This window comes from Telluria sp. GW821-FHT07G12 (genome assembly GCF_059418525.1).
In genome coordinates, this window is sequence record NZ_JBWKQA010000005.1 from 313223 (window position 1) to 337925 (window position 24703).

The 24703-nt window shown below is 65.4% G+C and carries 19 protein-coding genes; 2 read left to right on the plus strand and 17 right to left on the minus strand.

The genetic code is table 11. From position 1 onward, the window contains the following. Positions 1–47: 47 nt before the first annotated feature. The 16 genes from AC07PE_RS20015 to AC07PE_RS20090 form a co-directional block, all read right to left on the minus strand. The gene (locus tag AC07PE_RS20015; protein ID WP_498767680.1) at positions 48–899 is read right to left on the minus strand and encodes a WecB/TagA/CpsF family glycosyltransferase; all 852 of its coding nucleotides are present in this window, start codon (positions 897–899) and stop codon (positions 48–50) included. Then, a complete protein-coding gene (locus AC07PE_RS20020) occupies positions 823–2022 on the minus strand; it encodes a glycosyltransferase family 4 protein (RefSeq protein ID WP_498767681.1) in 1200 nt (399 codons plus the stop codon). Before AC07PE_RS20020 ends, AC07PE_RS20015 begins: the two co-directional genes overlap by 77 nt. Beyond that, positions 2019–3104 carry a GNAT family N-acetyltransferase gene (locus AC07PE_RS20025; protein ID WP_498767683.1) on the minus strand — a complete coding sequence of 362 codons (1086 nt, stop codon included), beginning with the start codon at positions 3102–3104 and terminating at the stop codon, positions 2019–2021. The genes AC07PE_RS20020 and AC07PE_RS20025 overlap by 4 nt, the downstream gene beginning before the upstream one ends. Further along, positions 3101–4228 carry a GNAT family N-acetyltransferase gene (locus AC07PE_RS20030; protein ID WP_498767685.1) on the minus strand — a complete coding sequence of 376 codons (1128 nt, stop codon included), beginning with the start codon at positions 4226–4228 and terminating at the stop codon, positions 3101–3103. The genes AC07PE_RS20025 and AC07PE_RS20030 overlap by 4 nt, the downstream gene beginning before the upstream one ends. A 289-nt stretch (positions 4229–4517) precedes the next feature. Further along, positions 4518–5684, minus strand: coding sequence for a GNAT family N-acetyltransferase (locus AC07PE_RS20035; protein ID WP_498767687.1), 1167 nt, complete (start codon positions 5682–5684; stop codon positions 4518–4520). 17 nt (positions 5685–5701) lie between these two features. Further along, positions 5702–7159, minus strand: coding sequence for a tyrosinase family protein (locus AC07PE_RS20040; RefSeq protein ID WP_498767689.1), 1458 nt, complete (start codon positions 7157–7159; stop codon positions 5702–5704). A 136-nt stretch (positions 7160–7295) separates the two neighbouring features. Further along, entirely contained in the window at positions 7296–8069 is a 774-nt protein-coding gene (gene map, locus AC07PE_RS20045) for a type I methionyl aminopeptidase (protein WP_498767691.1), read from the minus strand. After that, a complete protein-coding gene (locus AC07PE_RS20050; RefSeq protein ID WP_498767693.1) occupies positions 8066–8275 on the minus strand; it encodes a ParD-like family protein in 210 nt (69 codons plus the stop codon). Before AC07PE_RS20050 ends, map begins: the two co-directional genes overlap by 4 nt. A gap of 31 nt (positions 8276–8306) precedes the next feature. Further along, positions 8307–8867, minus strand: a complete 561-nt coding sequence (locus AC07PE_RS20055; RefSeq protein ID WP_498767695.1) for a hypothetical protein — start codon at positions 8865–8867, stop codon at positions 8307–8309. A gap of 47 nt (positions 8868–8914) precedes the next feature. Beyond that, positions 8915–11038: an ATP-binding protein gene (locus AC07PE_RS20060; protein WP_498767697.1), complete on the minus strand. Its 2124-nt coding sequence runs from the start codon at positions 11036–11038 to the stop codon at positions 8915–8917. A 109-nt stretch (positions 11039–11147) separates the two neighbouring features. Then, on the minus strand, positions 11148–11852 hold the full coding sequence (locus AC07PE_RS20065; RefSeq protein WP_498767699.1) for a response regulator: 705 nt from the start codon (positions 11850–11852) through the stop codon (positions 11148–11150). A 65-nt stretch (positions 11853–11917) separates the two neighbouring features. Continuing rightward, entirely contained in the window at positions 11918–16156 is a 4239-nt protein-coding gene (locus AC07PE_RS20070; protein WP_498767701.1) for a hybrid sensor histidine kinase/response regulator, read from the minus strand. 117 nt (positions 16157–16273) lie between these two features. Next, entirely contained in the window at positions 16274–18058 is a 1785-nt protein-coding gene (gene ggt, locus AC07PE_RS20075) for a gamma-glutamyltransferase (protein WP_498767703.1), read from the minus strand. A 108-nt stretch (positions 18059–18166) separates the two neighbouring features. After that, positions 18167–18934 (minus strand): 3-hydroxyacyl-CoA dehydrogenase, encoded by a 768-nt coding sequence (locus tag AC07PE_RS20080; protein ID WP_498767705.1) that lies wholly within the window; start codon positions 18932–18934, stop codon positions 18167–18169. 94 nt (positions 18935–19028) lie between these two features. Next, on the minus strand, positions 19029–19814 hold the full coding sequence (locus AC07PE_RS20085; RefSeq protein WP_498767707.1) for a hypothetical protein: 786 nt from the start codon (positions 19812–19814) through the stop codon (positions 19029–19031). 86 nt (positions 19815–19900) lie between these two features. Then, positions 19901–20287, minus strand: a complete 387-nt coding sequence (locus tag AC07PE_RS20090; RefSeq protein ID WP_498767709.1) for a VOC family protein — start codon at positions 20285–20287, stop codon at positions 19901–19903. A gap of 138 nt (positions 20288–20425) precedes the next feature. On the opposite strand from AC07PE_RS20090, the gene AC07PE_RS20095 reads away from it, so the two are divergent. Both AC07PE_RS20095 and AC07PE_RS20100 read left to right on the plus strand, forming a co-directional pair. Continuing rightward, a complete protein-coding gene (locus AC07PE_RS20095; protein ID WP_498767711.1) occupies positions 20426–21724 on the plus strand; it encodes an acetyl-CoA hydrolase/transferase family protein in 1299 nt (432 codons plus the stop codon). Positions 21725–21900: 176 nt separating this feature from the next. Further along, a complete protein-coding gene (locus tag AC07PE_RS20100; protein WP_498767713.1) occupies positions 21901–22425 on the plus strand; it encodes a DsbA family protein in 525 nt (174 codons plus the stop codon). Here the strand turns inward: AC07PE_RS20100 and AC07PE_RS20105 are convergent. Next, complete coding sequence (locus AC07PE_RS20105; protein ID WP_498767715.1) at positions 22349–24565, minus strand: sodium-translocating pyrophosphatase; 2217 nt, start codon at positions 24563–24565, stop codon at positions 22349–22351. The two genes, AC07PE_RS20100 and AC07PE_RS20105, sit on opposite strands and share 77 nt — an antisense overlap. Positions 24566–24703 lie beyond the last annotated feature (138 nt).

Consider the following 24703-nt stretch of genomic DNA (forward strand, 5'->3'; position numbering starts at 1 on the left):
CGATGGCCAAGAATCTGGGGAATGCAAATCCGCATGGGGCTCTCCGGTCAATGCAGGTCCTGATAGGCTTCACCTGCCTCGACGTCGCCATGCCATTGGCGGCGCTTCGTGGCGAGTTTTCCTTGTACCAGCTGCAGCGAGATCCCGACCATGAACAAGGTGTTGGTCACCAGATAGCGCCGCATCAGCCGCCGCGGTTCGGTGGCCAGGCGATACAGCCATTCCAGGCCATGATCCTGCAGCCAGACCGGTGCGCGAGGCCGTGTTCCCGCGTGGTAGTCGAAGGCGGCGCCCACGCCGACCATGACGGCATGGATGTGCTCGCGATGGGACGCCATCCATTTCTCCTGCTTCGGGCAACCGAGTCCCACAAACACGACATTGGCCCCGCTGGCATTGATCGCTGCAATGTCGGCTTCGTCATCGGCGCGGGAGCAAGGCCCGAACCGGGGAGCGTGCGTACCGGCCACCACCATTCCGGGGAACTCCAGGGCCAGGCGGTCTCTAAGCCGGCGCAGGGTCTGGTCGGTGCTCCCATAAAGATAGACCCGGTGTCCCAGCGCTTCGGCGCGGCGCAGATAGCGCCACATGAGGTCGGGCCCGGCGATGCGTTCCTGCTTCGGAAAGCCGAGCCGCCGCAAGCTCCAGGCGATCGGCGCGCCGTCGCAGGTTGCCAGATCGGCAGCACCGAGCGCCTGCCGGAACTCGACATCGCCGGTCGCGGTTACGACGGAATGCACATTGCAGACGCAAATGTAGCGCGAGGCGTGCAAGGCCCCCCAATCGACCACCTGCTCGACCGCTTCGTCCCATGCCAGGGCGTCAATCCAGGTCCCGAGCACCTTGCTCCCCCTGCGTAATGCTCCCTCTTCCATGCGCTGCTGCGATTGCGTCTTCATAGATATCCACCAGAATGTTGTAGTTGATCGATGCGGTGTATTTCCTCTCCCACTCGGTGCGCGCCGCGCGCCCCATTTCCTCCATGTCGTCAGGATGTGTTTCCGCCCATGCGATAGTCGCGGCAAGATCCGCGGCGTCACCTGGGCGGGCCAGAAGACCGGTCACGCCGTGCTCGACGATGTCGGCCAGTGCGCCGCGCCGGCTCGCAATGACCGGCAAGCCGTTCGCAAATGCTTCCAGCAGCGTCATGGGCATCTGCTCATGTCCGATACTCGGCAATACAAGGTAGGCCGCCGCGCGCATTCGGCATGCGACGTTCTCGCTGTCCTGCACGCCGAGATAGCGTTCCCCCAAGGCCCGCGCGACATCGTCAGCACCTGGTCCGCCGCCGATGACAGTAAGCGGATTACTGCCCAGGATGCGGATCGCCTCGAGCAGAGTCGCCACGCCTTTTTCTTCCGACAGCCGCCCGACGTACAGGCCGCCCCTGCGGCCATCCCAGGCCGGCTCGATGGCGCAATCGACGAAGTTGGGCTTGATGCGCAGCTTCTCGGCAGGCAAGCCGCCATCGATGAAGCAAGTGCGTGAAAAACCGCTCAGCGCGATGTAGCGCGTCACTTTGTCGCGATAGGTGCCGAGCCAGGAATGGGCTGCAAGCAGGCCGGCCAGCAACGACGATTGGGTTGCGGATCCCCGATAGCACTTCCGGGGAATCGCGCGCCAGGGCTGGTGTTTGAGACAGTCCTGGCATACGGCCCCATTTCGCAGGAAAGTGCCCTGAGGGCACAAGAGGCGAAAGTTGTGCAAGGTCTGCACGACAGGAATTCGCCTGCGCGCAGCGATCCAGTACACGGCAGGCGAAATCATGAGGAAGGTGTTATGGACGTGCACCACGTCCGGCTGGAAGGTCCCGCACACCGCATCGATCTCGCTGGACGCGCTGCGCGACCACACGGCCCCGGCCCCCGCCTTCAACACCGGCATGCGGAGCAATTCGTCGTTGCTCCGTTCGTACAAGCGCACTTCATGGCCATGACTGCGTAACAAGGCGCTTTCGGCACGAACCACGGCATCTTCACCGCCGGCCTGCTGGTAGCGGTTATGAACCAGCAGAACTTTCATGCCAGTGCTCCCTTGAAGCGATACCAGCCGTTCAAGCAAGGCCGGACCAGCCAGGCGTAGCGGCTTTCCGCTTCGCTTGCCGCGAGCATGCCAAGGCGCAGACGCCGCCAGTGCGCCGAGACCAGGTTGGCGATCACCAGCCGGGAGCAAGCGAGGCGAGCCGCCCGTGAGCGATATACGAAGATATTTTCCAGCTGTCGTTCGGCCGCCCCGAGCCGCCGCTTCCAGATGCCGCTTCCCCACAGAAAGTGGTATTCGCGAGCGCCATCCTGAATGCCCGCACACACAGCCAGATAGGTGTTGAGCATGCCAAGGCTGTAGGTGTCGAAAGCCCGATCGTGGGCCAGCACATGCAGGAAGAGCCTCGAACCGATACGCGTGGACAAGGCTGCGGCGCCAACGCAGCCATCGATGAGCGTTACGCCGAGGAAGCCATGTGTGCGCACGACCTTGCGCAGCCAGGCTTGCTGCTCCTCGTCCAGCCGTCCACGCCGGCCTGCGTTCTTCAGGCAGAAGATCGCCTGGAGCATGCTGTCGTCGATATCGGTACCGGAGCGGACCTGGAACGAGACCTCGGGAATATCGCGCATGAGCCTGTTCTGCTTGGCGCGCATACCCGATGCCGTCGCCTTGCCGAGACCAGCTTTGTAGGCTGCCACCGTGGACGGCAGGGAGAGCACGTAATCTTCGGAAATGCGGAAGCGCTGGATCGGGTATTCATTACCCAGCAGTCCCGACGTCACCGACGTCAGACCGATCACCTGTATGGTAGGGTAGCGCGCAAGGATGAACGACGCGAAGCGCCGGATCTGCTCCGGTGCGATGTGGATCGCCGCATTCAGCACCTGGATCCTGCGCTTACGCATCTTGAAAAGCAGGATGGTGTCTGCCACGCCGGCTTTGCAGGCGACATATGTACAGGTATCGGCCTCTTGAACGTGCTCGGCAAGAAAAGAGGAAAACGTGTTGCCGTACAAGCGCTCCAGTTCGGCTGGCACGAAGTCCGGAATCACGTTTTCATACACGTCTTCCGAACATGCCTGCGCGTCCTGGTGAGCGCACATGCCGAGGCCGGCATTCATGTCAGCCCCTGGCGGCGATGGGTTTTCGCGGAACGCCATGCGCGAACACCGCGCGCAACCAGGCGCGCCGCGGCGCCATCCTTGCGTTCGCAATCGAGCAGTGCAAACTTTGCTTCGAGAAAGAGACCGTTCGCAGCCGTGTCGACGACTCTGCGGACGTTACGCAGCATGCCTGCGCGCGATCGGTAAACGCACAGCGCATCGTATTTTCGCGATCTGCCTCCCAAGCTGTACTTGTAGTCGAGCCGCCCGCCCATGAGGTTGATCTCCCGGGCGCCGCGCCGCAGGCATTCACGGGCGGTCCAATAACAGCACAGAAGACCGAGGCTGAAACCTTCCAACCTGAAATCATATCCGGTGGTAAGCATGTAGAAGCAGTTCCCGATCCGCGCGCAGACAGTCGCTGCAACGATTTCGCCTTCGACGCGTACCGTGCCGGCCAGGCCGCCGTGAGCGGCAAGAAGCGCCAGGCGATGCACATCTTCGTCTTGATAAGTGGAGGTCCGGCTCTTGCGCGCCATGCTGGCGCGATTGAACATGATGACGCGTTCGACCAGCTCGGGAGTGATGGCATCCGCGTCGATCACCACGAACCGGGAAGTCGGATACTGCTCTACCAGCGCTGCGCTTCTTCGCCGGATATTCCTTTTCGTGCTTCTGCCAAGGTTTTCCACATAAGCCTGCTCTGAGTCATATCCGGAAATGACAATGTCTTCCGCGCAAAAAAAGCGTTGATAGGGATGTCTGATTGCGAGCGTGCCCGTATCGATGCCGAAGAAAACAAGGCTGCTCACTGCCGGGTGCAGGTCGAAAAGATACTCAACGAAGCGTTCGATCTCTGAAGGATTTGTCCTGATCTGCTCGTTCAATACCTTGATTTCAGGTCCATCACATTCGAACAGGAAAATTGAATGTATGGATGCGGCAGATGCCGATTGATACACCCAGGTTTCGTCGTGTAATTTCCCCGATAACCGGAGTTGCAATGGCGAGGAAAACAGGGCGCCATAGAGCAAATCAATTTTTCTGGCTAAGACATCCGGAATACCCTGCCGGTAGCAACGAAACTCGGGTCTGATTTCCGGAAGGCGGCCACGCATGTCCTCAACGATCGTATGTGCCATGCCTGCCTCGCTCTTACCAGTAATCTATGTACTTATGGTAGCTATCCAGGATGGATGGCGGAAGCGAGTTCATCCGTACTTGATTTAGATCAAACGACATAGCGAGATCTGCGCAATACAGCGAATTTCAGCTCGTGTGCACCGGGTTCTGTTTGAAGAAAAAGCGCGGTTCAATTTATGACATTTGATTTAAATCAAACTGCTCTACGTCTAATCAGTTAGGAATCGGCCGAAATCTATTCGGAGGGTATGCAAAAAAAAGGATCCATGTCTGGATCCTTGGGTGAGCTCATGCCGGTGGTTTCAAGCGATCCCGATAGCGGACACGCGTACGCTTCATAAAACGCATGGCGCCGATGGCCGTGCGGAACAAACCCGGGACCATGCCGGAGCGGTGCTCGTTATCCAGCAGGATACGCTTGCACTCCTCCGCATAGCCGATGGCGGCACGTTGCGCACGGATGGGAGCATGCCGCCAGTATGCAAGACGCGACCGGTAGAGGTCGACGTTCGCCATATCGCGCTGGATCCCGAGCAGTCTGAATTTATATTGTTGACGCCCCCAGCTCAAATGCGCTTCCTTTGCCTTGCGGGCGATCTTTTCCAGCATCGCAAGATAGCAGCACAACATTCCCAGACTATATTTTTCAAATTCGGGCTCGAAGGCGGTCACATAGGCAAAATAATGGTCGCCCAGCTTCAGGCTCAAGCTGCCGCCGCAAATCCGTTCTCCTGCCACGGCCACAAGCAGCAGGCCTCCTGCCTGGGCCTGCTGCATCATCCAGTCGGCTTCTTCGCAAGACATGCCGAACTCGATGCCTTTCGAGTCCGTGTTCCTGCGTTTCAGTGCGAACAGCGCGCTCAATGTCTCCGGTTCGATTTCCGCCTGCTCGAAGGTCTGGAAGCACAGCTCCGGCCGATCACGGGAAAGCGCTTTTAGCTGGTGCCTGATGTTGTGCCGGGTCTTCGATCCCAGCTTGGCCAGGTAGGCATCGGCAGACTCCGGGAGACTGACCACGATATCTTCCGAATGGCCATACTGCTGGAAAGGTAAGGAAAGTGCCGCGACATCAACGCCGATGAGGGAAAAGCTGATGGTCGAAGCTTCCGCAAAACGGGCAAAGGCAAAGCGCGCGAACCGCTCGATCTCCTCGACTGGAATCGCCACCATCTCGTTGAGCACCTGGATTCTTCCTTTCTCCACATGAAAAAGGAAAACGGCAAGAAAGCGCCCGTCACGCCTTGCGACATAGGCGCGGGCGCCCTCGGCGCGAGCGCGGAACGCGAAATGCTGCAGCGACGAATTGAAATGCTGGTATAAGGCGTCGAGTTCGCTCGCAAGAAACGCGGGAACTGCGTCGAAACAGCAGATGTCCGCGCCGATGACGCTTTCGGCGCGTGCATACCAGTCGGCGCCATCCAGTTCCATCGCATTGCTCGACAAGGATTCCGTCATGGCTGCCTTGACAAGCTCTACGATCCATCGGCGTCGGTGGCGGCTTCCAGGCGTACTTCGCCAATACCGATGACCCCTCCTTTGGGCGTGCTGGTGCCGCTGACGCGCACGAAAGACACGGACATCATGCCGAGTTCCGTCGCCGTTGCCCCGGCAAAGGCGCGCTTGACCTTGTAGCGAAGACCCAAAGGGCCATGTTCGCTGCCATGGTGAGCCGCCGCATGGATTTCGAAGGGGCCGAGCGTACCGAGATAGACGGCGCCCTTCTCGCTTCCAGAGCGCTTACTCGACGGGATATTCAAGTAAACCTTGTAGAAATAGCCTCCTTTCCTGCCCTCCTCGGAAAGTTCGATACCGTCCAGCACCAGATGCGCGGACCGGTAAGTCTGCGCCACGCCGGCAATGCTTGCCTGCTTGTTTTTCGCGATGGCGGCCAGCGCCTGGCTGTGCTCCGCGCTGACCGGCAACTGTACGCTCACCGAGCGTTCGGAAAGCCCGACATTCAAGGCACCGCCCAGTGCAAAGGTGGTGTCACTGGTCTGGCGTGGCGTCGACAGCTGGAAGGAGCCGATAGAGGGCATCGCGCCGGGCAGGCTGCTCATGCTTGCCTGCACGCGGAACAGCCGTGCATCGTTTGGTTCGCCTGTTACCTGCGCCAGAGGGAGTGCGCTCGGCATGGTTTCGTTCTGATACCGGTAGCCCAGGATCGATCGGGTGTCGATGGTTTGCGAACGATACATGCTGATGGAGTTCGTGTAGACGTGCTTGCCCGACCAGTACGAATTGGTCCTCGCCGGCATCTTGCGTCCACCGCCGGCGGCGACCCATGCGACCCATAGCCGGTCGACATTCGCATGGTGCAACCAGAAGATGGGATCGTTGGGGGATATCATGTCCGCCATCGCGTTGCCGATGAGGTTATGCACCGGATTGTGCGGAGCATCCTCGAAAGTCGGTTCGTAGGCGTTGTCCTGGCCGCGCTGGAAGTTGAGCAACGTACCCGCGAAAGGTGCCATGCTAAGGGCCTGCTGGACATTCGTGTTGACCCGCTCGACATAGAGCGGATTATTGTTGTTCGGATTCGTGAACTCGGCCGGCAGCTGTGGGTTGGTATAGTAGTCCCAGTAGGGAAGCACGAGCTGGCTGTCGCCGGAGACGGTGCGCAGCTGGCGTTCGAAATAGTAGAGGTAGCCACGATGCCAAGCCAGGAAATAGGCGACCTCATGCGGACAATAATTGATGTGGACGTTGGTCCAGTATGCCCAGCTCTTCGCATCCTTTGGATTGGTATTCGCCTTCATCAGCCTGACCGCCTTGAGCAGCGAGTCGTAGCGCGGCGTGGTCTTGAAGGCCTGCCATTCGGGACGCACCATCAACAGCGACTGCCCGAATACTTCCATGGGCACAAAGGCTGCGCCCAATGCAAACGCGGAGCGTTCGATGAACGCTCGCCTGCCTAGAGTTGCATGATCCATCTCAAACTCCTTGGTAGCTTTGTTCTACCTCAACAATTACGCTGTCGACTGTGTTAAGCAGCCTCAAGCGAATCTATTGACGATATTGAAGCGAACCCAAGAAGGGTTTGATCTAGCTCATATCAACTGCCGTTTCTCAAGAAAGCAACCCAGCAGTTTCCTCGCCTCGCAAGGTCAACACCCGCACCCCGTGCCGGGTCACCGCCACGGTGTGCTCGAACTGTGCGGACAGCTGCCCGTCGCGCGTCACCACCGTCCAGCCATCGTCCTCGGTCCGCACCGAATGCCGGCCCTGGTTCAGCATCGGCTCGATGGTGAACACCATCCCTTCGCGCAGCATCAGCCCTGTCTGCGGCTTGCCCCAGTGCAGGACTTGCGGCTCCTCGTGCATTTCGCGGCCGATGCCGTGCCCGCAGTACTCGCGCACCACCGAATAGCCGTGCCGGCGCGCATGGCGCTCGATCGCATGCCCGACGTCGCCCAGCCGCGCGCCCGGGCGCACCGCCTTGATGCCCTTCCACATGGCCTCATAGGTGACCTGCACCAGCCGTTTGGCGGCCGGCGACACCTCGCCCACCAGATAGGTCTTGCTGGAATCGGCGATGTAGCCGTTCTTCTCCAGCGTGATGTCGAAGTTGACGATGTCCCCGCTTTTCAGGATCTCGTCCGGCGAGGGAACGCCATGGCAGACGACGTTGTTGCGGGAAGAATTCAGCGCATAGGCATAGCCGTACTGCCCCTTGCTGGCGGGGCGTGACTTGAGCGTGTCCACGATATAGGCGTCGACCAGGTCGTTGACCGCCATGGTCGACATGCCGATCAGCTGCAGACTGTCCAGGTAGCCGAACACGTCCGCGAGCAGGCGCCCCGCCTCGGCCATCAGGACGATCTCCTCCGGCCGCTTGGTCATGAGGCCACCTTGAGCGCCGGTGTCACTACCCCTGCGGCCCTCAGTTCGCGCGCCATGATCTCGTTGAAACTCTGGGTCGGATTCAGCTCGGCCAGCATGCCGATCTTGATCCAGAACGCGGCTTGCGCGTTGATCGAGCGGCAGGAGACGCCGCTCGCCTTGCGGATCTGGTCATGCAGATCCTCTTCGATGTTGACGATGCCCATCTATATCCTCCGTATATGATCCATATACGAATCATATATTCTGACTCAAGGTCGGCGCAAGTGGTCTTTTCGCAAACTCCACTACCCACACCAGCGGATTCGCCTTCCAGCTCTCCGGTCCATTGATGCCTTCCCAGATGCCGCGATAAGCCAGCACCGGATCGCGCTCCGCGCCGGCTGGAAGCCCCTCCGCCAGCGCATCCGCCACACTGATCGCCTGCAAGCGCTCGACGCGCACGTCGACAATCTCGAGCAGTATCCGGCTGGCCGCACGCGGCATGAACAATGCAGGCCGCTTGTGCCAGGCCGGCGCAGCCCCTGCCTCACGCCGCGCATGCGGATCGGCGCCAACACCGTCGTCTGCGGCGTAGCGCCAGGCATGGCCGGCGGCCAGGGTCATGTCAGTGAAATACCATTCCTCGCGCTGCTTCGCCGCGTTGAAGCGGGTCTCCCAGCGGCCGAAGGCAAAGAAGGTTTCGCGCACCCACAGCAGGTCGCCGGGCTGACCGAAGCGATTGCGTGTTGCGTCTTGCGGGGTACGCAGGGCGCGCCGCGTCTGGGTCTTGGTCCCGGCCAGCAGCGCGCGCACCATGGGCGAGGAGAACAGGATGCTCCGCGCAGCCGGCGGCGCAGATCCGCTCAGGCCGGCACCTCGTCGGCCGCGCCGGTGTCCGCAGCCTGCGCCGCGCCGGCGCCGGGCCCCGCCGCCAGCATCGCCCCGACTTTCGCCGCCAGCGCCGTCATGGCAAAGGGCTTGGTCAGCAGCTCCATTTGCGCCGGCAGGGTCTCGTTGCGCATCACCGTGCTCTCGGCGTAGCCGGTCACCAGCAGCACCGGAATCTGCGGCCACAGCATGCGCACCTGGTCGGCCAGCTGGCGGCCGTTCATGCCGTTCGGCAGGCCGACGTCGGTGACCAGCATGTCCGGACGACCGCCGCGGCCGCGCTCCTGCCCCCGCTCCTGCAGCTGGCGCAGGGCTTGCGGGGCGTCGGCCGCCTCCATCACCGTATAGCCCTGCAGGCGCAGGACTTCGGCCATCACGTTGCGGATGTCGGCTTCGTCGTCGACCACCAGCACCAGGCCCTTGCGGCTGGCGGCCGGCAGCGGTGCGTCGCCGTCCACGGCCTGCGGCGCCGGCATCTCGGCCATCAGGCGCGGCAGCAGCAGGCGCACTTCGGTGCCCTGCCCCGGATTCGAATCGATGCGCACATGGCCGCCCGACTGGCGCGCGAAGCCGTACACCATCGACAGCCCGAGGCCCGTGCCCTGCCCCATCGGCTTGGTCGTGAAGAAGGGATCGAAGGCGCGCGCCAGCACGTCCGGCGGCATGCCGGCGCCGCTGTCGCGCACCGTCACCAGCACGTATTCGCCGGGTTTCAGGTCGCCGTAGCGGCCCGCCTGCAGCGGCGCGATGACGGCGTTCTCGGTTTCGATGACGATGGCGCCGCCTTCCGGCATGGCGTCGCGCGCATTGTTGGCCAGGTTCAGCAGCGCGCTCTCGAGCTGGTTCGGGTCGCACAGCGTGGTCCACAGCGCCGGCTGCAGATGGGTGCGCAGGGTGATCGCCGGGCCGGCCGAGCGCTTGACCAGGTCGGTCATCGACTCGACGAGGGCGTTCACGCTGGTGGGCTTCGGGTCCAGCGCCTGGCGGCGCGAGAAGGCCAGCAGGCGGTGCGTCAGCGCGGCGGCGCGCTGGGTCACGCCGAGGGCGGCGTCGATGCGTGTCGGCAGGTCGCCGGTCTGGCCCATGCGCAGGCGCAGCTTCATCAGCTCCAGATGGCCCGCCACGCCGGCCAGCATGTTGTTGAAGTCGTGCGCCAGGCCGCCGGTCAGCTGGCCCACCGCTTCCATCTTCTGCGACTGGCGCAGCGCATCCTCGGCCTGGCGCAGGGCGTCGGCCTGGTGCTTCTCGGCCGTGATGTCGCGCGCCACGCCGTACAGCAGTTCGCCTTCCGGCGAGATCGTCCACTGTACCCAGCGGTAGGAGCCGCCCTTGTGCAGCACCCGGGTCTCGTAGTTGACCAGGGGCGTGCCCGCGGCCAGGATCAGCATGTGGCGCGCCACGTCCTCGCGGTCGTCCGGATGGACCATGTCCATGAAGGGCCGCGTGGTCGCCTCCTCGGCGGTCCAGCCGAAGCTTTCCGTAAAGGCCGGGTTGACGGTCAGGAAGCGCCCGGTCGCCAGCGAGGCCGCCGCCATCACGTCCGGCGAGATGCGCCACAGGCGGTCGCGGTCGGCGGCGTGCGCGGCCACCTGGTGGCTCAGGCTTTCGTTCAGGTGCTGCAGTTCGTCGATTGCCCGGACTTTGTTCGTGGTCTCGAACACGGTGCACAGGATGCCGCCGACGCGGCCCTGTTCGTCGCGCACCGGGCTATAGGAAAACGTGTAATGGTGCTGCGCCGGATAGCCGAGACGCTCGCTGGTCACCGGCAGGTCTTCGTAGTAGCTGGCTTCGCCCGCGTAGGCGCGCTCGGCGATCGGCCCGACCGTCTCCCAGGCTTCGCCCCAGGCCTCGCGGAACGGCAGGCCGAGCACGTCCTTGGTGCCGACGATGGGCAGGTAGGCGTCGTTGTAGAAGCCGACCAGATCCGGCCCCCAGCACAGATACGTCGGGAATTTCGAATTGAGGACGGTGCCAAGGGTCGTGCGCAGGGCGGCCGGCCATGCGCCGATCGGGCCCAGATCGGTTGCCGACCAGTCATGCGCGGCGATGCGCTCCCCCATCAGGCCGCCGCCCGTGAGAAAGCCTAGGGAATCGTTCACCGTACTGTCCATGGAAATACACTCATCCGGCGCATTGTAATAAGAAATCACTCATGGACGGCGCGCAATTGGCACAGGCTGCCAAAAGCGGTCTGTGCGGTGACGCGCTCTACAAGGGTGCCAGGCGGCGGGCGGCCTCGGTCTGGCGCAGCACCGCGGCGCCGGCGAATTCGAGCTCGCTCGCGGTGGCGGCGGCCGGCAGCGGCAAGGCGGCCTGGGTCTCGAGCGCGGCGGCGGCTTTCATGAGGCCGAGGGTGCGGCAGCCTTCGGCCAGCCGGCCCAGATGGGCGCGCGCGGCATCGAGCTGGCCGGCCGCAAGCAGCTGTCCGAGGTCGGCGCCGGCGCTCGCCAGCTGGCGGTGCAGGCCGCCCAGGTAGAGCAGCAGGCGGGTGGCGTCGATGCCCAGGCGGCGCATGGTGGCCTCCGGGCTTTCGTCCGGGTTTTCTTCCTCCCCGGAAAGGTTGTTCAGGAAGCCGCGCACCTTGTCGCCGTCGAAGGGCTTGACGATGTAGCCGTCGGCGCCCAGGCCGAGCGCCTGCTCCATGGTGGCGCCGTCGGAAGCCGCCGAGACCAGCACGAAAGGCAGGCCGGCGAAGCGCTCATCGGCCTTGACCCGGGCCAGCAGCTCCATGCCGGACAGGCGCGGCATGCGCAGGTCGCAGAACAGCATCGCCGGGCGGGTGCCGGCGTCGAGCTGGCGCCAGGCTTCCTCGCCGTCTTCGGCTTCCAGCACGTCGTAGCGGCCGGCGCTGTCGATCATGTGCATCAGCATCATGCGTGAAACCACGTCGTCGTCGACTATCAGAACTTTCACCGCGCCTCCGCCAATCTCACTATTGTTATGAAGCAAATTATACAGAGCGACCCGGTGCGCACGATTCACGCCGTGGTTTCTTCGAAACGTGCAAGCATGTTCAATAACTTGGGCAGGCGCGACTTCAGTTGCTCGATGCGGCCGCTGTCGGCGTCGCGTTCGAGCTCCGTGCACAACTGGTGCAGCTCGGCCTCGCCCAGGTAGCCGGCGCTGCCGCGCATGCCGTGCAGCAGGCGGCCGCAGGTGTCGAGGTCGCCGGCTGCCAGGGCTGCGTCGAGCTCGCCGCGGCGGCGCGGCAGGTCGGCGGCGAAGGCGGCGCGCATCCGGCCCTTCAGGTCGGTGGCGCGGCGGCCGTAGCGCTGCGGCGCGCCCGGTATCGCCGGCTGCGTAAGCGGCGCCGGCGGCGGCCCGCTGACCACGCCGAACATCGCATCCAGCTCGGCGGTGCTGGGCGTGGACGGACCGCGCGCCTCGGGCGGCACCATCGGCTGCAATGCCACGCCGCGCTGCAGCTGGCGCTCGATCGCGCGGCTCAGGTGGAAGTGCAGGTGCGCATCGTCGATCGGCTTGGTGAGGAAGGCGTCCATGCCGCAGGCCAGGTAGCGCGAGCGGTCTTCCTCGCTGGCGTTGGCGGTCAGGGCCACGATCATCAGGCCCTGGTCCAGCACCGGCGCCTCGATCGGGCCGCCGGCGCGGATCAGGCGGGTGGCGGTGGCGCCGTCCATCTCCGGCATGCGGCCGTCCATCAGGATCAGGTCGTAGCGGGTGCGCGCGCAGGCCGCCACCGCAAGCGCGCCGTTGTCGACCACGTCGACCTGGTGGCCAAGCTCTTCCAGCATGGTGCGCACGATGATCTGGTTGGTCGGGTAGTCCTCGGCGCACAGCACGCGCAGGCGGTGCGTGTGCGGCTCGAGCGGCGCCTGCTCCACCACCGGCGGCTGCACGCCGTCGGCCAGCGGCAGCACGAAGCTGAAGGTCGAGCCCTCGCCCGGCGTGCTGGCGGCGCCGATGGAGCCGCCCATCAGCTCGACCAGCTGGCGGCAGATCGCCAGGCCCAGGCCAGTGCCGCCGTAGCGGCGGGTGGTGGTGGCGTCGGCCTGCTCGAACTGCTGGAACAGGCGCGGCAACGCTTCCGCTTCGATGCCGATGCCGGTGTCCTCGACCGAGAAGCGGATCATGTGCTGCCAGGCGTTGGCCTGGTCTTCCGGGCGGCGCTCGACACGTACTGTGACGGTGCCGCTCTCGGTGAACTTGAAGGCGTTGCCGACCAGGTTGACCAGCACCTGGCGCAAGCGGGTCGGATCGCCCACCACGAAGCGCGGCAGGTCCGGGTCGAGGTGGACCGCGAAGCCCACGCTGTGCGCGCCGGCCTGCTCCTCGAACAGGGTCACCACCTGGCCGATGGTCTCGTCGAGGGCGAAGTCGATGTTCTCGATGGTCAGCTTGCCGGCCTCGATCTTCGAGAAGTCCAGCAGGTCGTTGATGATCGCCAGCAGCGACTGGGCGTTGGCCTGGCCGCGCAGGATCTGCTCACGGGTGGAATCCTTCAGCTGGCCGTCGCGCAGCGCGAAGCCGAGCATGCCGATCACGCCGGCCAGCGGTGTGCGCATCTCGTGGCTCATGTTGGCCAGGAATTCGGACTTCTGGCGCGTGGCGTCTTCGGCGCGCTGCTTGGCCAGGTACAGGCGCTCCTCGTTTTCCTGCAGGGCGCCGTTGGCGCGCGCCAGCTCGTCGGTGCGGCGGCGCACCTGACGCTGCTGCTCGCGCAGCTCGGCGGTCTGGTGCTCGAGCAGGCGGTTCTGCTGCTCGATGCGCTCGGTGCGCGCGCTGACCTGGTGCTCGAGCAGGTCCTTCTGGCGCCGCAGCCCGTCCACGCGGATGCGGAAGATGCCGTAGCCGATGCCGACCACCAGCAGCGCGACCAGGCCGCGGAACCACCATGTCTTCCAGTACGGCGGCAGCACCGTGATCTCGAAGCTGGCCGGGGCGTCGCTCCAGACCCCGTCCTTGTTGGCGGTGCGTACCTGGAAGGTGTAATGGCCCGGATCGAGGTTGGTATAGGTGGCGAAGCGCTTGCCGGCGTCGGCGGCGGTCCAGTCCTGGTCGAAGCCGGCTAGGCGGTAGGCGAAGCGGTTGCGCTGCGGCGCCGCGAAGTGCAGCGCCGAGAACTCCAGCGTGAACACGGCGTCCGAGGCCGGCAGCGTGATCCCGGCCGCGCGTTCGATCGGCCACGAGGCCAGGCCCGGATGGCGTTTCTGCACCGGGTCGCCGAAGATGCGCAGGCCGGTGATGACGGCGCGCGGCGCGATCAGGTTGTCGTGCAACGCGCGCGGATGGAAGGCGGTGATGCCGTTCATGCCGCCGAAGTACAGGGTGCCATCCGGCGCGCGCAGCGCAGAGGCGTCGAAATAGGCGCCTTCGATGGTGCCGTCGGCGGCGTCGAACAGGCGCCAGCTGCCGCTGACCGGATCCAGGCGCGCGATATTGCTGGAGGTGCTGACCCAGATCTGGCCGTCCTGGTCTTCCAGCATCGACGCCACCGCATCGTCGACCAGGCCGTCGGCGCTGGTGTAGCGCTGGAAGCGCGGGGTGCCGTCGCTGCCGATCACCATCTTGTTCAGGCCGACGGCGGTGCCGACCCACAGGGTGCCGCGGCGGTCTTCCATCAGGTAGTGGACCTCGTCGTGACTCAGGCTGGTGGTGTCGTTCGGGTCGTGGCGGAAGTGGCGGAACTTGCCGGTCGTGCGGTCGAGCAGGTCGAGGCCATCGAAGGTGCCGATCCACAGCCGGCCCTGGCGGTCTTCCAGCATCGGCCGCACCACGTTGTCGGCCAGGCTCGCGCCCACCGCCGGATCGTGCTGCCAGGTGTCCAGCTTGCCGGTCTTCGGGTCGAGCCGGTGCAGGCCGCCGCGGGTGGCGATCCACAGCACGCCGTCATGCGCCACCATCAGGTTGCGCACGAAGTTGGCGTCGATGTCGCCCGGCACCAGCTGGCGCCGCGTCATCTTGCCGGTCTTCGGATCGAAGCGGATCAGGCCGTTCTGCGCGCCCAGCCAGAGCGTGCCGTCCGGCGCCGTGGTCACGGCGTAGGCTGTCGTTTCGGCCGCTACATCGGACTCGCCCGGCGTCAAGCGCCAGGTCTTTTCCTGCCCGCTTGCCGGATCGAAGTGATGGAGGCCGCCGCTGGTGGCCAGCCACAGCTTGCCGGCGCCGTCCCAGGCAATGCCGCGCACCTTGTTGTCGTTGAGCGTGGACGGCAGGTCCGGGCCGCGCTTGATGCGGGCGAAGCCGCCGCCGCCGAGGTCGGCGCGCGAGACGCCGTTGGACCAGGTGCCGACCCAGAAGGTGCCGACGCGGTCGCCGTACAGGGCCGAGACCTGGTTGTCGCCCAGGCTGTACTGGTCGGTGATGCGGTGCGGATAATGCTCGAAGCGGCCGGCCGCCGGCAGCCAGCGGTACAGGCCGCGGTCGTGGGTGCCGACCCAGATCTGGCCTGCGGCGTCCTGGTACAGGATGCCGACATCGCCATGCGGCATGCCTTCCGCCTCGTCGAAGCGTGCGACGCTGTCCGGCTTGTCGAGCGCGCGGCGCTCGAGGCCGCCCTGGCTGGCGATCCACAGGCGCTTGCTGGCGTCCAGCAGCAGGGCCTGCACCGCGTCGAACTTGCCGCCCTGCGGCGATGGGTGGTGGGTAAAGCGCATCAGGTCCGGCGCCAGGCTGTCCAGCCCGCTGGTGGTGCCGACCCACAGCCGGCCGTCCGGCGCCAGCGCCAGCGAGGTGAGCTTGTCGGAGACCAGGCTGTCGGCCACGCCGGGCACGTGGTGCCAGGTGGCGAAGCGCCTGGTCGCGATGTCGAAGTGCTGCAGGCCGTCGCCGGTGGCCAGCCACAGGCCCTCCTTGCCGTCGTCGACGATGGCGCGGATGTGACGGTTGCCGTTGCCGCGCTTGGCCGGCTCGTCGGGCACGTAGTTGGAAAAGCTGCTGCTCTCCGGATGGTAGAGCGCGAGGCCGCCGTCGGTGCCGATCCACAGCCGTCCCTTGCGGTCGGCGTAGAGCACGCGCACCCAGTTGTTGGCCAGCGACTTCGGATCGCCCACCACGTTGCGGAAGTTGGTGAAGCGGTAGCCGTCGTAGCGCGACAGGCCCGACTGAGTGCCGAACCACATGAAACCGTCGCGGTCCTGGACGATCGCCAGCACCGATTCCTGGGCCAGGCCGTCCTCCACCGACAGATGCTCGAAACGCAGGGTCGGCGCCGGCGCGGCGTGCGCCATCCCGCCCAGCAGGCAGGCCAGCGCCAGCATCAACAACGCGCAAAGGCGCTGCCGCGAGCGCCCTATGAAGTCATGTTTAATATCCACTCGGCAAGAGTAACAAACTCTGACCCTACCGAGTGGAATAATTAGGCTTTTGCCAAGGCTTTAGTCGCCTTTTGCCACACCTTCACGGCGCGGGTCGGCGCCGCCGAACCACAGCGACACGCCACGAATGTTCATGCGCTCGATGCCCTGCAGGCCGGAAGTCTGTTCGAAGACGCGGACGGCATGGCCGCGTGCCTTCAATTGCTCGATGGTCGCGGACGGGAAGCGCCCCGCTTCCAGCTCGGTCGGACCGTTGCGGCTGCCGAAGTTGGGGAGCGCGATCGCCTCCTGCATGTTCAGGCCCCAGTCGAGGGTACCGACCAGGACTTTCGCCACGTAGTTGATGATCAGCGGGCCGCCCGGCGAACCGATGGCCTCGACGAAGCGCCCGGTCTTCTTGTCGAAGACGATGGTCGGGCTCATCGCGCTGCGCGGACGCTTGCCCGGCTCGACGCGGTTGGCGATCGGGCCGCTGGCATCCTTCGAGTCGAAGGAGAAATCGGTCAGCTGGTTATTAAGGATGAAGCCGTCGACCATCTGGCGCGAGCCGAAGGCATCCTCGACGCTGGTGGTCATCGACAGGCCGGCGCCGTACTGGTCGACCGCCACGATGTGCGAGGTCGAGTGGGCTTCGATCGAATTGTCCAGGCCCCAGTTCCAGGCGGTTTCGACGCCCGGCGGATTGCCGGCCTCGGCCTTGCCCATCGAGCGCGGCCCGACCAGGCTGGCGCGCTTGGCGAGGTAGTTCTTGTCCAGCAGGGCCGGAACGCCGCGTCCCGGCAACGGCACGAAGTCGGTGTCGGCGGCGTAGCGGTCGCGGTCCGCATAGGCCAGGCGCCCGACTTCCGAGAACACGTGCACGGCATCGGCGCTCGGGATGCCCTTGGTCGGCGCCAGCGCCTTCATGTCGCGGGTCTCGAACATGCCCAGCATCTGCGCGACGGCGATGCCGCCCGAGGACGGCGGCGGCATGCCGCACACGGTAAAGCTGCGATAGTCGTTGCAGACCGGCTCGCGCAGCTTGGGCTGATAAGCGGCGATGTCGGCGGCGGTGAGCAGGCCCGGATTGGTCGGGTGGCTCTTCACCTTGGCCTCGATGTCGCGCGCGATGCGGCCTTTGTAGAACACTTCAGCGCCGCCCTCGGCGATCTCGCGCAGGGTGCGCGCCAGCTCCGGGTTCTTCAGCAGATAGCCGACCGGGCGCGGGTTACCGTCTGGGCCGTAGAAATAGGCGCGCGCGGTCGGGTCCTTGCGGATGTACGGGTCCCAGGCCAGCAGGCCGTTCAGGCGCGGGCTGACCTTGAAGCCGTTCTCGGACAGGCGGATCGCCGGCCCGAACAGGGTCTTCCAGGGCAGCTTGCCATGCTCGCGGTGGGCCAGTTCCAGCATGCGCAGCACGCCCGGCGCGCCGGTCGAGCGGCCGCCGACGACACCCTCGGTGCGCGACAGCGGCGTGCCGTCCGGGTGCTGGAACAAATGCTCGTCGGCTTTCGAAGGCGCGGTCTCGCGGCCGTCGAAGGCCTGCACCTTCTTGCCGTCGTAGTACATCAGGAAGGCGCCGCCGCCGATGCCCGAGGATTGCGGCTCGACCAGGGTCAGCACCAGCTGGGATGCGATGCCGGCGTCGATCGCGCTGCCGCCCTGCTTCAGCATCTCGTAGCCCGCCTCGACCGCCAGCGGATTGGCGGCCGCCACCATGTACTTGCGCGCGGCCCAGCCGGCCTTTTCGGCATAGCCGGTTGCGGCTTCGGGGGATTTCTGAAGCGAGTCCTGGGCGAGGACGGGGAGGTGTTGGGCGCTGGCCAGGAAGGCCGCGAGGGCGAGCAGCTTGAACTTCAATTGCATTCGGATCTCCGGAAAAAAACAGGGCGTGCGGCCGAGGCTGCACGCCCGATATCCAGAGCATCCTACATCAAATGAGCAAGTTGCTCACGACAAGCTCGTTTCCGACGATTACTTCGGCTGCATGCGGATCGCGCCATCCAGGCGGATCGTTTCGCCGTTCAGCATCGTGTTTTCGATGATGGTCCTGGCCAGGTGGGCGTATTCGCCCGACATGCCGAGACGCTGGGGGAACGGGACCATCTTGCCGAGCGCATCGCGCACTTCCTGCGGCATGCCCATCAACATCGGGGTCTCGAAAATGCCCGGGGCGATGGTCATCACGCGGATGCCGCTGCGCGACAGGTCGCGCGCCATCGGCAGCGTCATGCCGGCCACGCCGGCTTTCGAGGCGCCGTAGGCAGCCTGGCCGATCTGGCCGTCGAAGGCCGCGACCGAAGCGGTGTTGATGATCACGCCGCGCTCGCCGTGCTCCAGACCTTCGGTCTTGCCCATGGCGTCGGCCGCCAGGCGGCACATGTTGAAGGTGCCGACCAGGTTGATGTTGATCGCGCGCTGGAAGGCGTCCAGCGGGTGCGGGCCGTCCTTGCCGACGGTCTTGATGGCCGGCGCCACGCCGGCGCAGTTGACCAGGCCGCGGAGCGTGCCCATGGCGGCAGCCGCTTCGACCACGGCCATGCCGTCGCCTTCCGAGGTCACGTCGCACTTCACGAAGCGCGCCTTGCCGGCGCCCAGCTCGGCGGCCAGCTTCTCGCCGGCTTCCGCCTGCACGTCGGCCAGCACGACCATGCCGCCGGCGTCCACGATCATGCGCGCGGTGGCGGCGCCCAGGCCGGACGCGCCGCCGGTCACGATGAATACATTGTTCTGAATCTGCATGCTGCTGTCTCCTCCGGTTTTTGACTATGGCTTTTAACGTTTACGTAAACGTCAACCATCGGATTGTAGCGAGCTTCAGCGTGAAACACCATATTTACAAGCACTGGACGGTGGCGCCGTTGCGGGTGCACGGACGCCCGCTGCTGTTGACGCCGCTACCGGTGGTGCCCAGGTTGTAGCTGCCGCCGGCAGCGTCGCGGCAAGCCCCGCCGACACAGGAATTCAGCGGCGCCGTACTCGGCACCACCGGCTGCGGCGGCTGCGCCGGCGCCGGCACCGGGACGGCGCCATAGCCGATCGCCGCGGCCTCGCTGCCGTTCAGCGGACGCGGCGCCAGCGGGCCGGCGGGCTGCCAGGCTTCGCGCCGGCGCGGGGCCTGCCTGGCCTGCTTCTGCTGCTTCGGTTTCGGCTGCTGCGATTGCGGCGCTTGCTGCGGCGGGGCGTCGCGGGTCAGGGTGTCGGTTTCGTCGTGGACCTCGGCCGGGTCCTTGCGCGTGGGGTCGGTGGCTTGCCGCTGGCGCGGATTCAGTACCGGACCGTAGCTGGGCGGCGGCGTGCCGCCGGCGGGACGGGTGGTATTCGGGCTTGCGGCCGCGTTCGGGCTGGTGCCGCGCGCGGGCCGGCTGGCATCGCTGTGGCCGGCCGCTTCGTCGGCCACGGCGGCATCCTGGTTGGCGCGGTCCGTGTTCTGGTTCTGGCGGCCGGTAGCGGCGGACTCTTCCTTGCGCAGATAGGATTCGGCCTGCTGGCGGGCCTGCTGCGCCTGTTGGGTCTGCTGCGGGCTTTGCACCTGCGGCTGGACCTGGGTCTGGTGCGCCTGGGCCGACCCGGCAAGCAGCACGGACAGCGCCATGGCGCCGGATAGGAGGATCTGTCTCATGGCTCACCTCGTTTAGCTGGATGAGCCCATTATCGGATGCGGCGGGGGCGGAGGGCGCGCGGCTGCCCTCCCCTCGCATGAGACGCTTACTGGCCCGGTGGCGGCTCCCACAGCTCGACCTTGTTGCCTTCGGGGTCGATGACCCAGCCGAACTTGCCGTATTCGCCGTCCTCGGTCTTCTCCAGCACCTGGCAGCCCTCGTCGCGCAAGGCCTGCAGCAGGCCGGCCAGGTCGGCGACCCGGTAGTTGATCATGAAGGAGGACTTGCTCGGCTCGTACAGCGTGGTGTCGGCCGCGTTGATCGACCAGACCGTCATGCCGCCGGTCGGCTTGCCTTCGTCGTCGCTCCAGCTGAAGGCGGTCCCGCCCCAGTCCATCACATCGATGCCGAGGTGCTGCTTGTACCAGGCGCGCATCGTCGCCGGGTCTTTTGCGTTGAAGAAAATGCCGCCAATGCCAGTCACCCGTTTCATACGATCTCCGCTTCTAAAAGTTGTCGGTTTAAAACTGATTCACTCTAGCACAAGCTGTCAGCTCCCTGTCATCTTCGGCAGGTAGTTTGCTATGCTGGACAGCATCAGCGCATCACATAAAAACGACAGGAGACGACCATGCAGAACCTGCAGGAGATGTATCAGTCGAAACGCGGCAGCGCACTCTACGCCCTCGATCACTTGCTCGACGGTGACATGATCATCGTGCCGACCGGCGTCGGCGAGCCGCCCACCCTGCTGCATGCGCTGTCCGAGCAGCACCGGCGCTTCAATGACATCAAGGTCGCGCAGATCCTAGCGATGCGCAAGTACGGCTACTTCGAGCAGGCTTGCCGGCCCCACGTGCGCCACGCGGCCCTGTTCTTCGGCGGCGCCTCGCGCGCCGGCGGCCAGGGTGGCTGGTGCGATTTCATTCCCAACTATTTTTCCGAGATCCCGGCCCTGATCGAGCGCGGCCTGATGCCCGCCGACGTCGTGTTCGCCATGGCTTCGCCCATGAGCGCTTCCGGCCACTTCGCCCTCAGCCTGGGCGCCGACTACACGATGGCGGCGGTCGCCAAGGCGCGCGCCGTGGTGCTCGAGGTGAATCCGAACGTGCCCTTTACCCACGGCCAGTGCCACGTCCACCTGTCGCAGGTCACGGCCATCGTCGAAAGCGAAGAGCCGATCCTGGAAGTCGGCCTGCCGAAGATCGGCCCGGTGCAGGAAGCCATCGGCGCCCTCGTCGCCGAGCACATCGAGGACGGCTCGACCCTGCAGATCGGCTACGGCGGCATTCCGGACGCGGTGGTGATGCAGCTGACGGGCAAGCGCGACCTCGGCATCCACACCGAGATGATCGGCGACGGCATCCTCACCCTGGTCGAATCCGGCGCCGTCAACAACAGCAAGAAGACCATGTTGCCGGGCAAGATGGTCGCCACCTTCGCGCTCGGCTCGCGCAAGCTGTACGAATTCATGCACCAGAACCCAATGCTGGAGATGCACCCGTCCAACTTCACCAACGATCCCTACATCGCGGGCCAGAACGACAAGCTGGTGACGATCAACGCCAGCCTGCAGGTCGACCTGCTGGGCCAGTGCGGCAGCGAGAGCATCGGCCACCTGCCCTATTCCGGCACCGGCGGCCAGGTCGACTTCGTGCGCGCCGCCAACCGCTCGCGCGGGGGCAAGTCCTTCATCGTGCTGCCCTCGACCGCCAAGGACGGCACCGTCTCGCGCATCGTGCCGACGCTCTCGCCCGGCACCCACGCCACCACCAGCAAGAACGACGTCAACTACGTCGTCACGGAATGGGGCGTGGCCCAGCTGCGCGGCAAGTCGGCCAAACAGCGCGCGCAGGCGCTGATCGCGATTGCGCATCCGGATTTCCGGCCATGGCTGCGCGAGGAAGCCGACAAGATGTGCGTATTCTAGAGCTTCCAATAAGCCCTCATGGCGGCGTTGCATCGTCTCGCCGTACTAGCGTACTGTCTTCGCCGATACGCCTTGCCCTGAGGGCTTCTTGAAAGCTCGTTATTTCCTGGTCGAAACTCGCGGCGGCGATAGCCCACGCATGCCATCATTCCTCCGTCGAGAACACAGGAGGAATGATGGACCGTGTAGACCAGATCGGCCCCGATGAACACGTGCGCGGCGCCGAGGATGCGGCGCTGACGCTGATCGAATATGGCGACTTCCAGTGCCCCTACTGCGCCCGGGCGCACGCCGCGCTGACCGAGCTCGGTGACGAACTGGGCGGCGTGCGGCTCGTGTTCCGCCACCTGCCGCTGGCCGAGCTCCACCCGCTCGCCGAGCTGGCGGCGGAAGCGGCCGAAGCCGCCGCCAGCCAGGGCAAGTTCTGGGAGATGCACGACATCCTGTTCGAGCAGCAACGCACGGTCATGGACAAGCAGGACCTGGCCGTGCTGGCCGAAAGCCTGGACCTCGACATCGAGCGCTTCCGCACCGAGGTCCTGGAGCGCCGTCACCGCCCGCGCGTGCAGGGCGACCTCGAGCGCGCCCACCACGACGGCGCCGCCAGGACGCCGAGCTTCTTCATCAACGGCGTTCGCTACCAGGGCGATTCGGACCAGGCGTCGCTGCGGCAAGCGCTGACGGCGGCACTGGGGCGCTGAGCGTCCGGACGGCCACCGCGGCAGCCGGCGGTGCACCGGGTGCGCGCAACATCTGCGGCGTCAGCTCCGGCGCCTTCACCGCCAGCCAGCCGCCGCCGACCGGCAACAGCGGCACCAACAGCAGCGCGACGATGTTGATGATCTTGATGAGCGGATTCACCGCCGGTCCGGCTGTGTCCTTGTAGGGATCGCCCACGGTGTCGCCGGTGACGGCCGCCTTGTGCGCGTCCGAGCCCTTGCCGCCGAAGTGGTTGTCCTCGATGTACTTCTTGGCGTTGTCCCAGGCGCCGCCGCCGGTGGTCATCGAAATCGCCACGAACAGGCCGGTCACGATGGTCCCCATCAGCATGCCGCCCAGCGCCACCGGGCCCAGCAGCATGCCGACGGCCACCGGCACCACCACCGGCAGCAGCGACGGCACCACCATCTCGCGTATCGCCGAGGCGGTCAGCATGTCCACCGCCTTGTCGTATTCCGGCTTGCCGGTGCCGTCCATGATGCCGACGATCTCGCGGAACTGGCGCCGCACCTCGACCACCACGGCGCCCGCGGCCCGCCCCACCGCCTCCATCGCCAGCGCCCCGAACAGGTAGGGCACCAGGCCGCCGATGAACAGGCCGACGATCACCATCGGATTCGAGAGCTCGAAGCTGATGTGGGTGCCGCCCGCCTCCAGCGCATGCGTGTAGTCGGCGAACAGCACCAGCGCCGCCAGGCCTGCCGAGCCGATCGCATAGCCCTTGGTGACGGCCTTGGTGGTGTTGCCGACCGCATCCAGCGGATCGGTGACGGCGCGCACGCTGTCCGGCAGGCCGCTCATCTCGGCAATGCCGCCGGCGTTGTCGGTGATCGGGCCGTAAGCGTCCAGCGCGACGATGATGCCGGCCATCGACAGCATGGACGTGGCGGCGATCGCGATCCCGTACAGCCCGGCCAGTGCATAGGCCAGCAGGATCGCGGCGCAGACCATCAGCACCGGGTAGGAGGTCGCCTTCATCGACACACCCAGGCCCGCGATGATGTTGGTGCCGTGGCCGGTGGTCGAGGCCTCGGCGATGTGCTGCACGGGCTTGAACTCGGTGCCGGTGTAATACTCGGTGATGTAGACCATCGAGCCGGTCAGCACGATGCCGACCAGGGCGCAGCCCAGCATGCGCCAGCGCATGCCGTCGTCCGGCCACACCAGCCAGGTGACCGCGACAAAGCCGATCAGCGACAGCCCGGCCGACCACCACAGCCCAGTGTACAGGGCCGACATGATTTTTTTCCCTGGCCGGTTCTTGACCAGCGAGCAGCCGACGATCGAGGCGATGATGGACACCGCGCCCAGCAGCATCGGGAAGATGACCGCCGCGCTGCCCGGTCGTGCTCCGGCAGTGCCGTCGCCCATGAGCGCCCCCAGCAGCATGGTGGCGACCAGGGTCACGACATAGGTTTCGAACAGGTCGGCCGCCATGCCGGCGCAGTCGCCGACGTTGTCGCCCACGTTGTCGGCGATGACGGCCGGGTTGCGCGGATCGTCCTCGGGGATGCCGGCCTCGACCTTGCCGACGAGGTCGGCGCCGACGTCCGCGCCCTTGGTGAAGATGCCGCCGCCCAGGCGCGCGAAGATCGAGATCAGGGAGGCGCCGAAGGCCAGGCCGACCAGCGGCTGTATGGTGTCGTGCGGCGTCAACGTGGGATCGGCCCGCGATATCAGCAGCCAGTAGAACAGCGAGACCCCGAGCAGCCCCAGCCCGACTACCAGCATGCCGGTGATGGCGCCGCCGCGGAAGGCGACGTGCAGGGCCTGGTCCAGCCCGTGCGAGGCGGCCTGGGCGGTGCGCACATTGGCGCGCACCGAGACGTTCATGCCGATGAAGCCGCAGGCGCCGGACAGCACGGCCCCGGCCAGGAAGCCGCCCGCCGTCATGCCGCCGAGGAGGAAGAAAATGGCGATCAGCAGAACGACGCCGACGATCGCGATGGTGCGGTACTGGCGCGCCAGATAGGCGGACGCGCCCTGCTGGATGGCCAGCGAAATTTCCTGCATGCGGCCGTTGCCGGGATCCTGTTGCAGGACCCAACTGCGTGACCACAATCCATAAAGTACCGCGATGACGCCGCAAGCGACGGCGAAGCCCAGCTGTGTGGATGCCATATAGTCTCCCCCCTTGTCCTTCGATCAGAACTACGCAAACCTGCGAACTTGATCCAAAAACCTGGACGGATGGCTATGTGTCATCCGGAGCCAACGGGCGGCGCGACGTGCGGCGCCCCGATAACTCGCGGCGGCCCG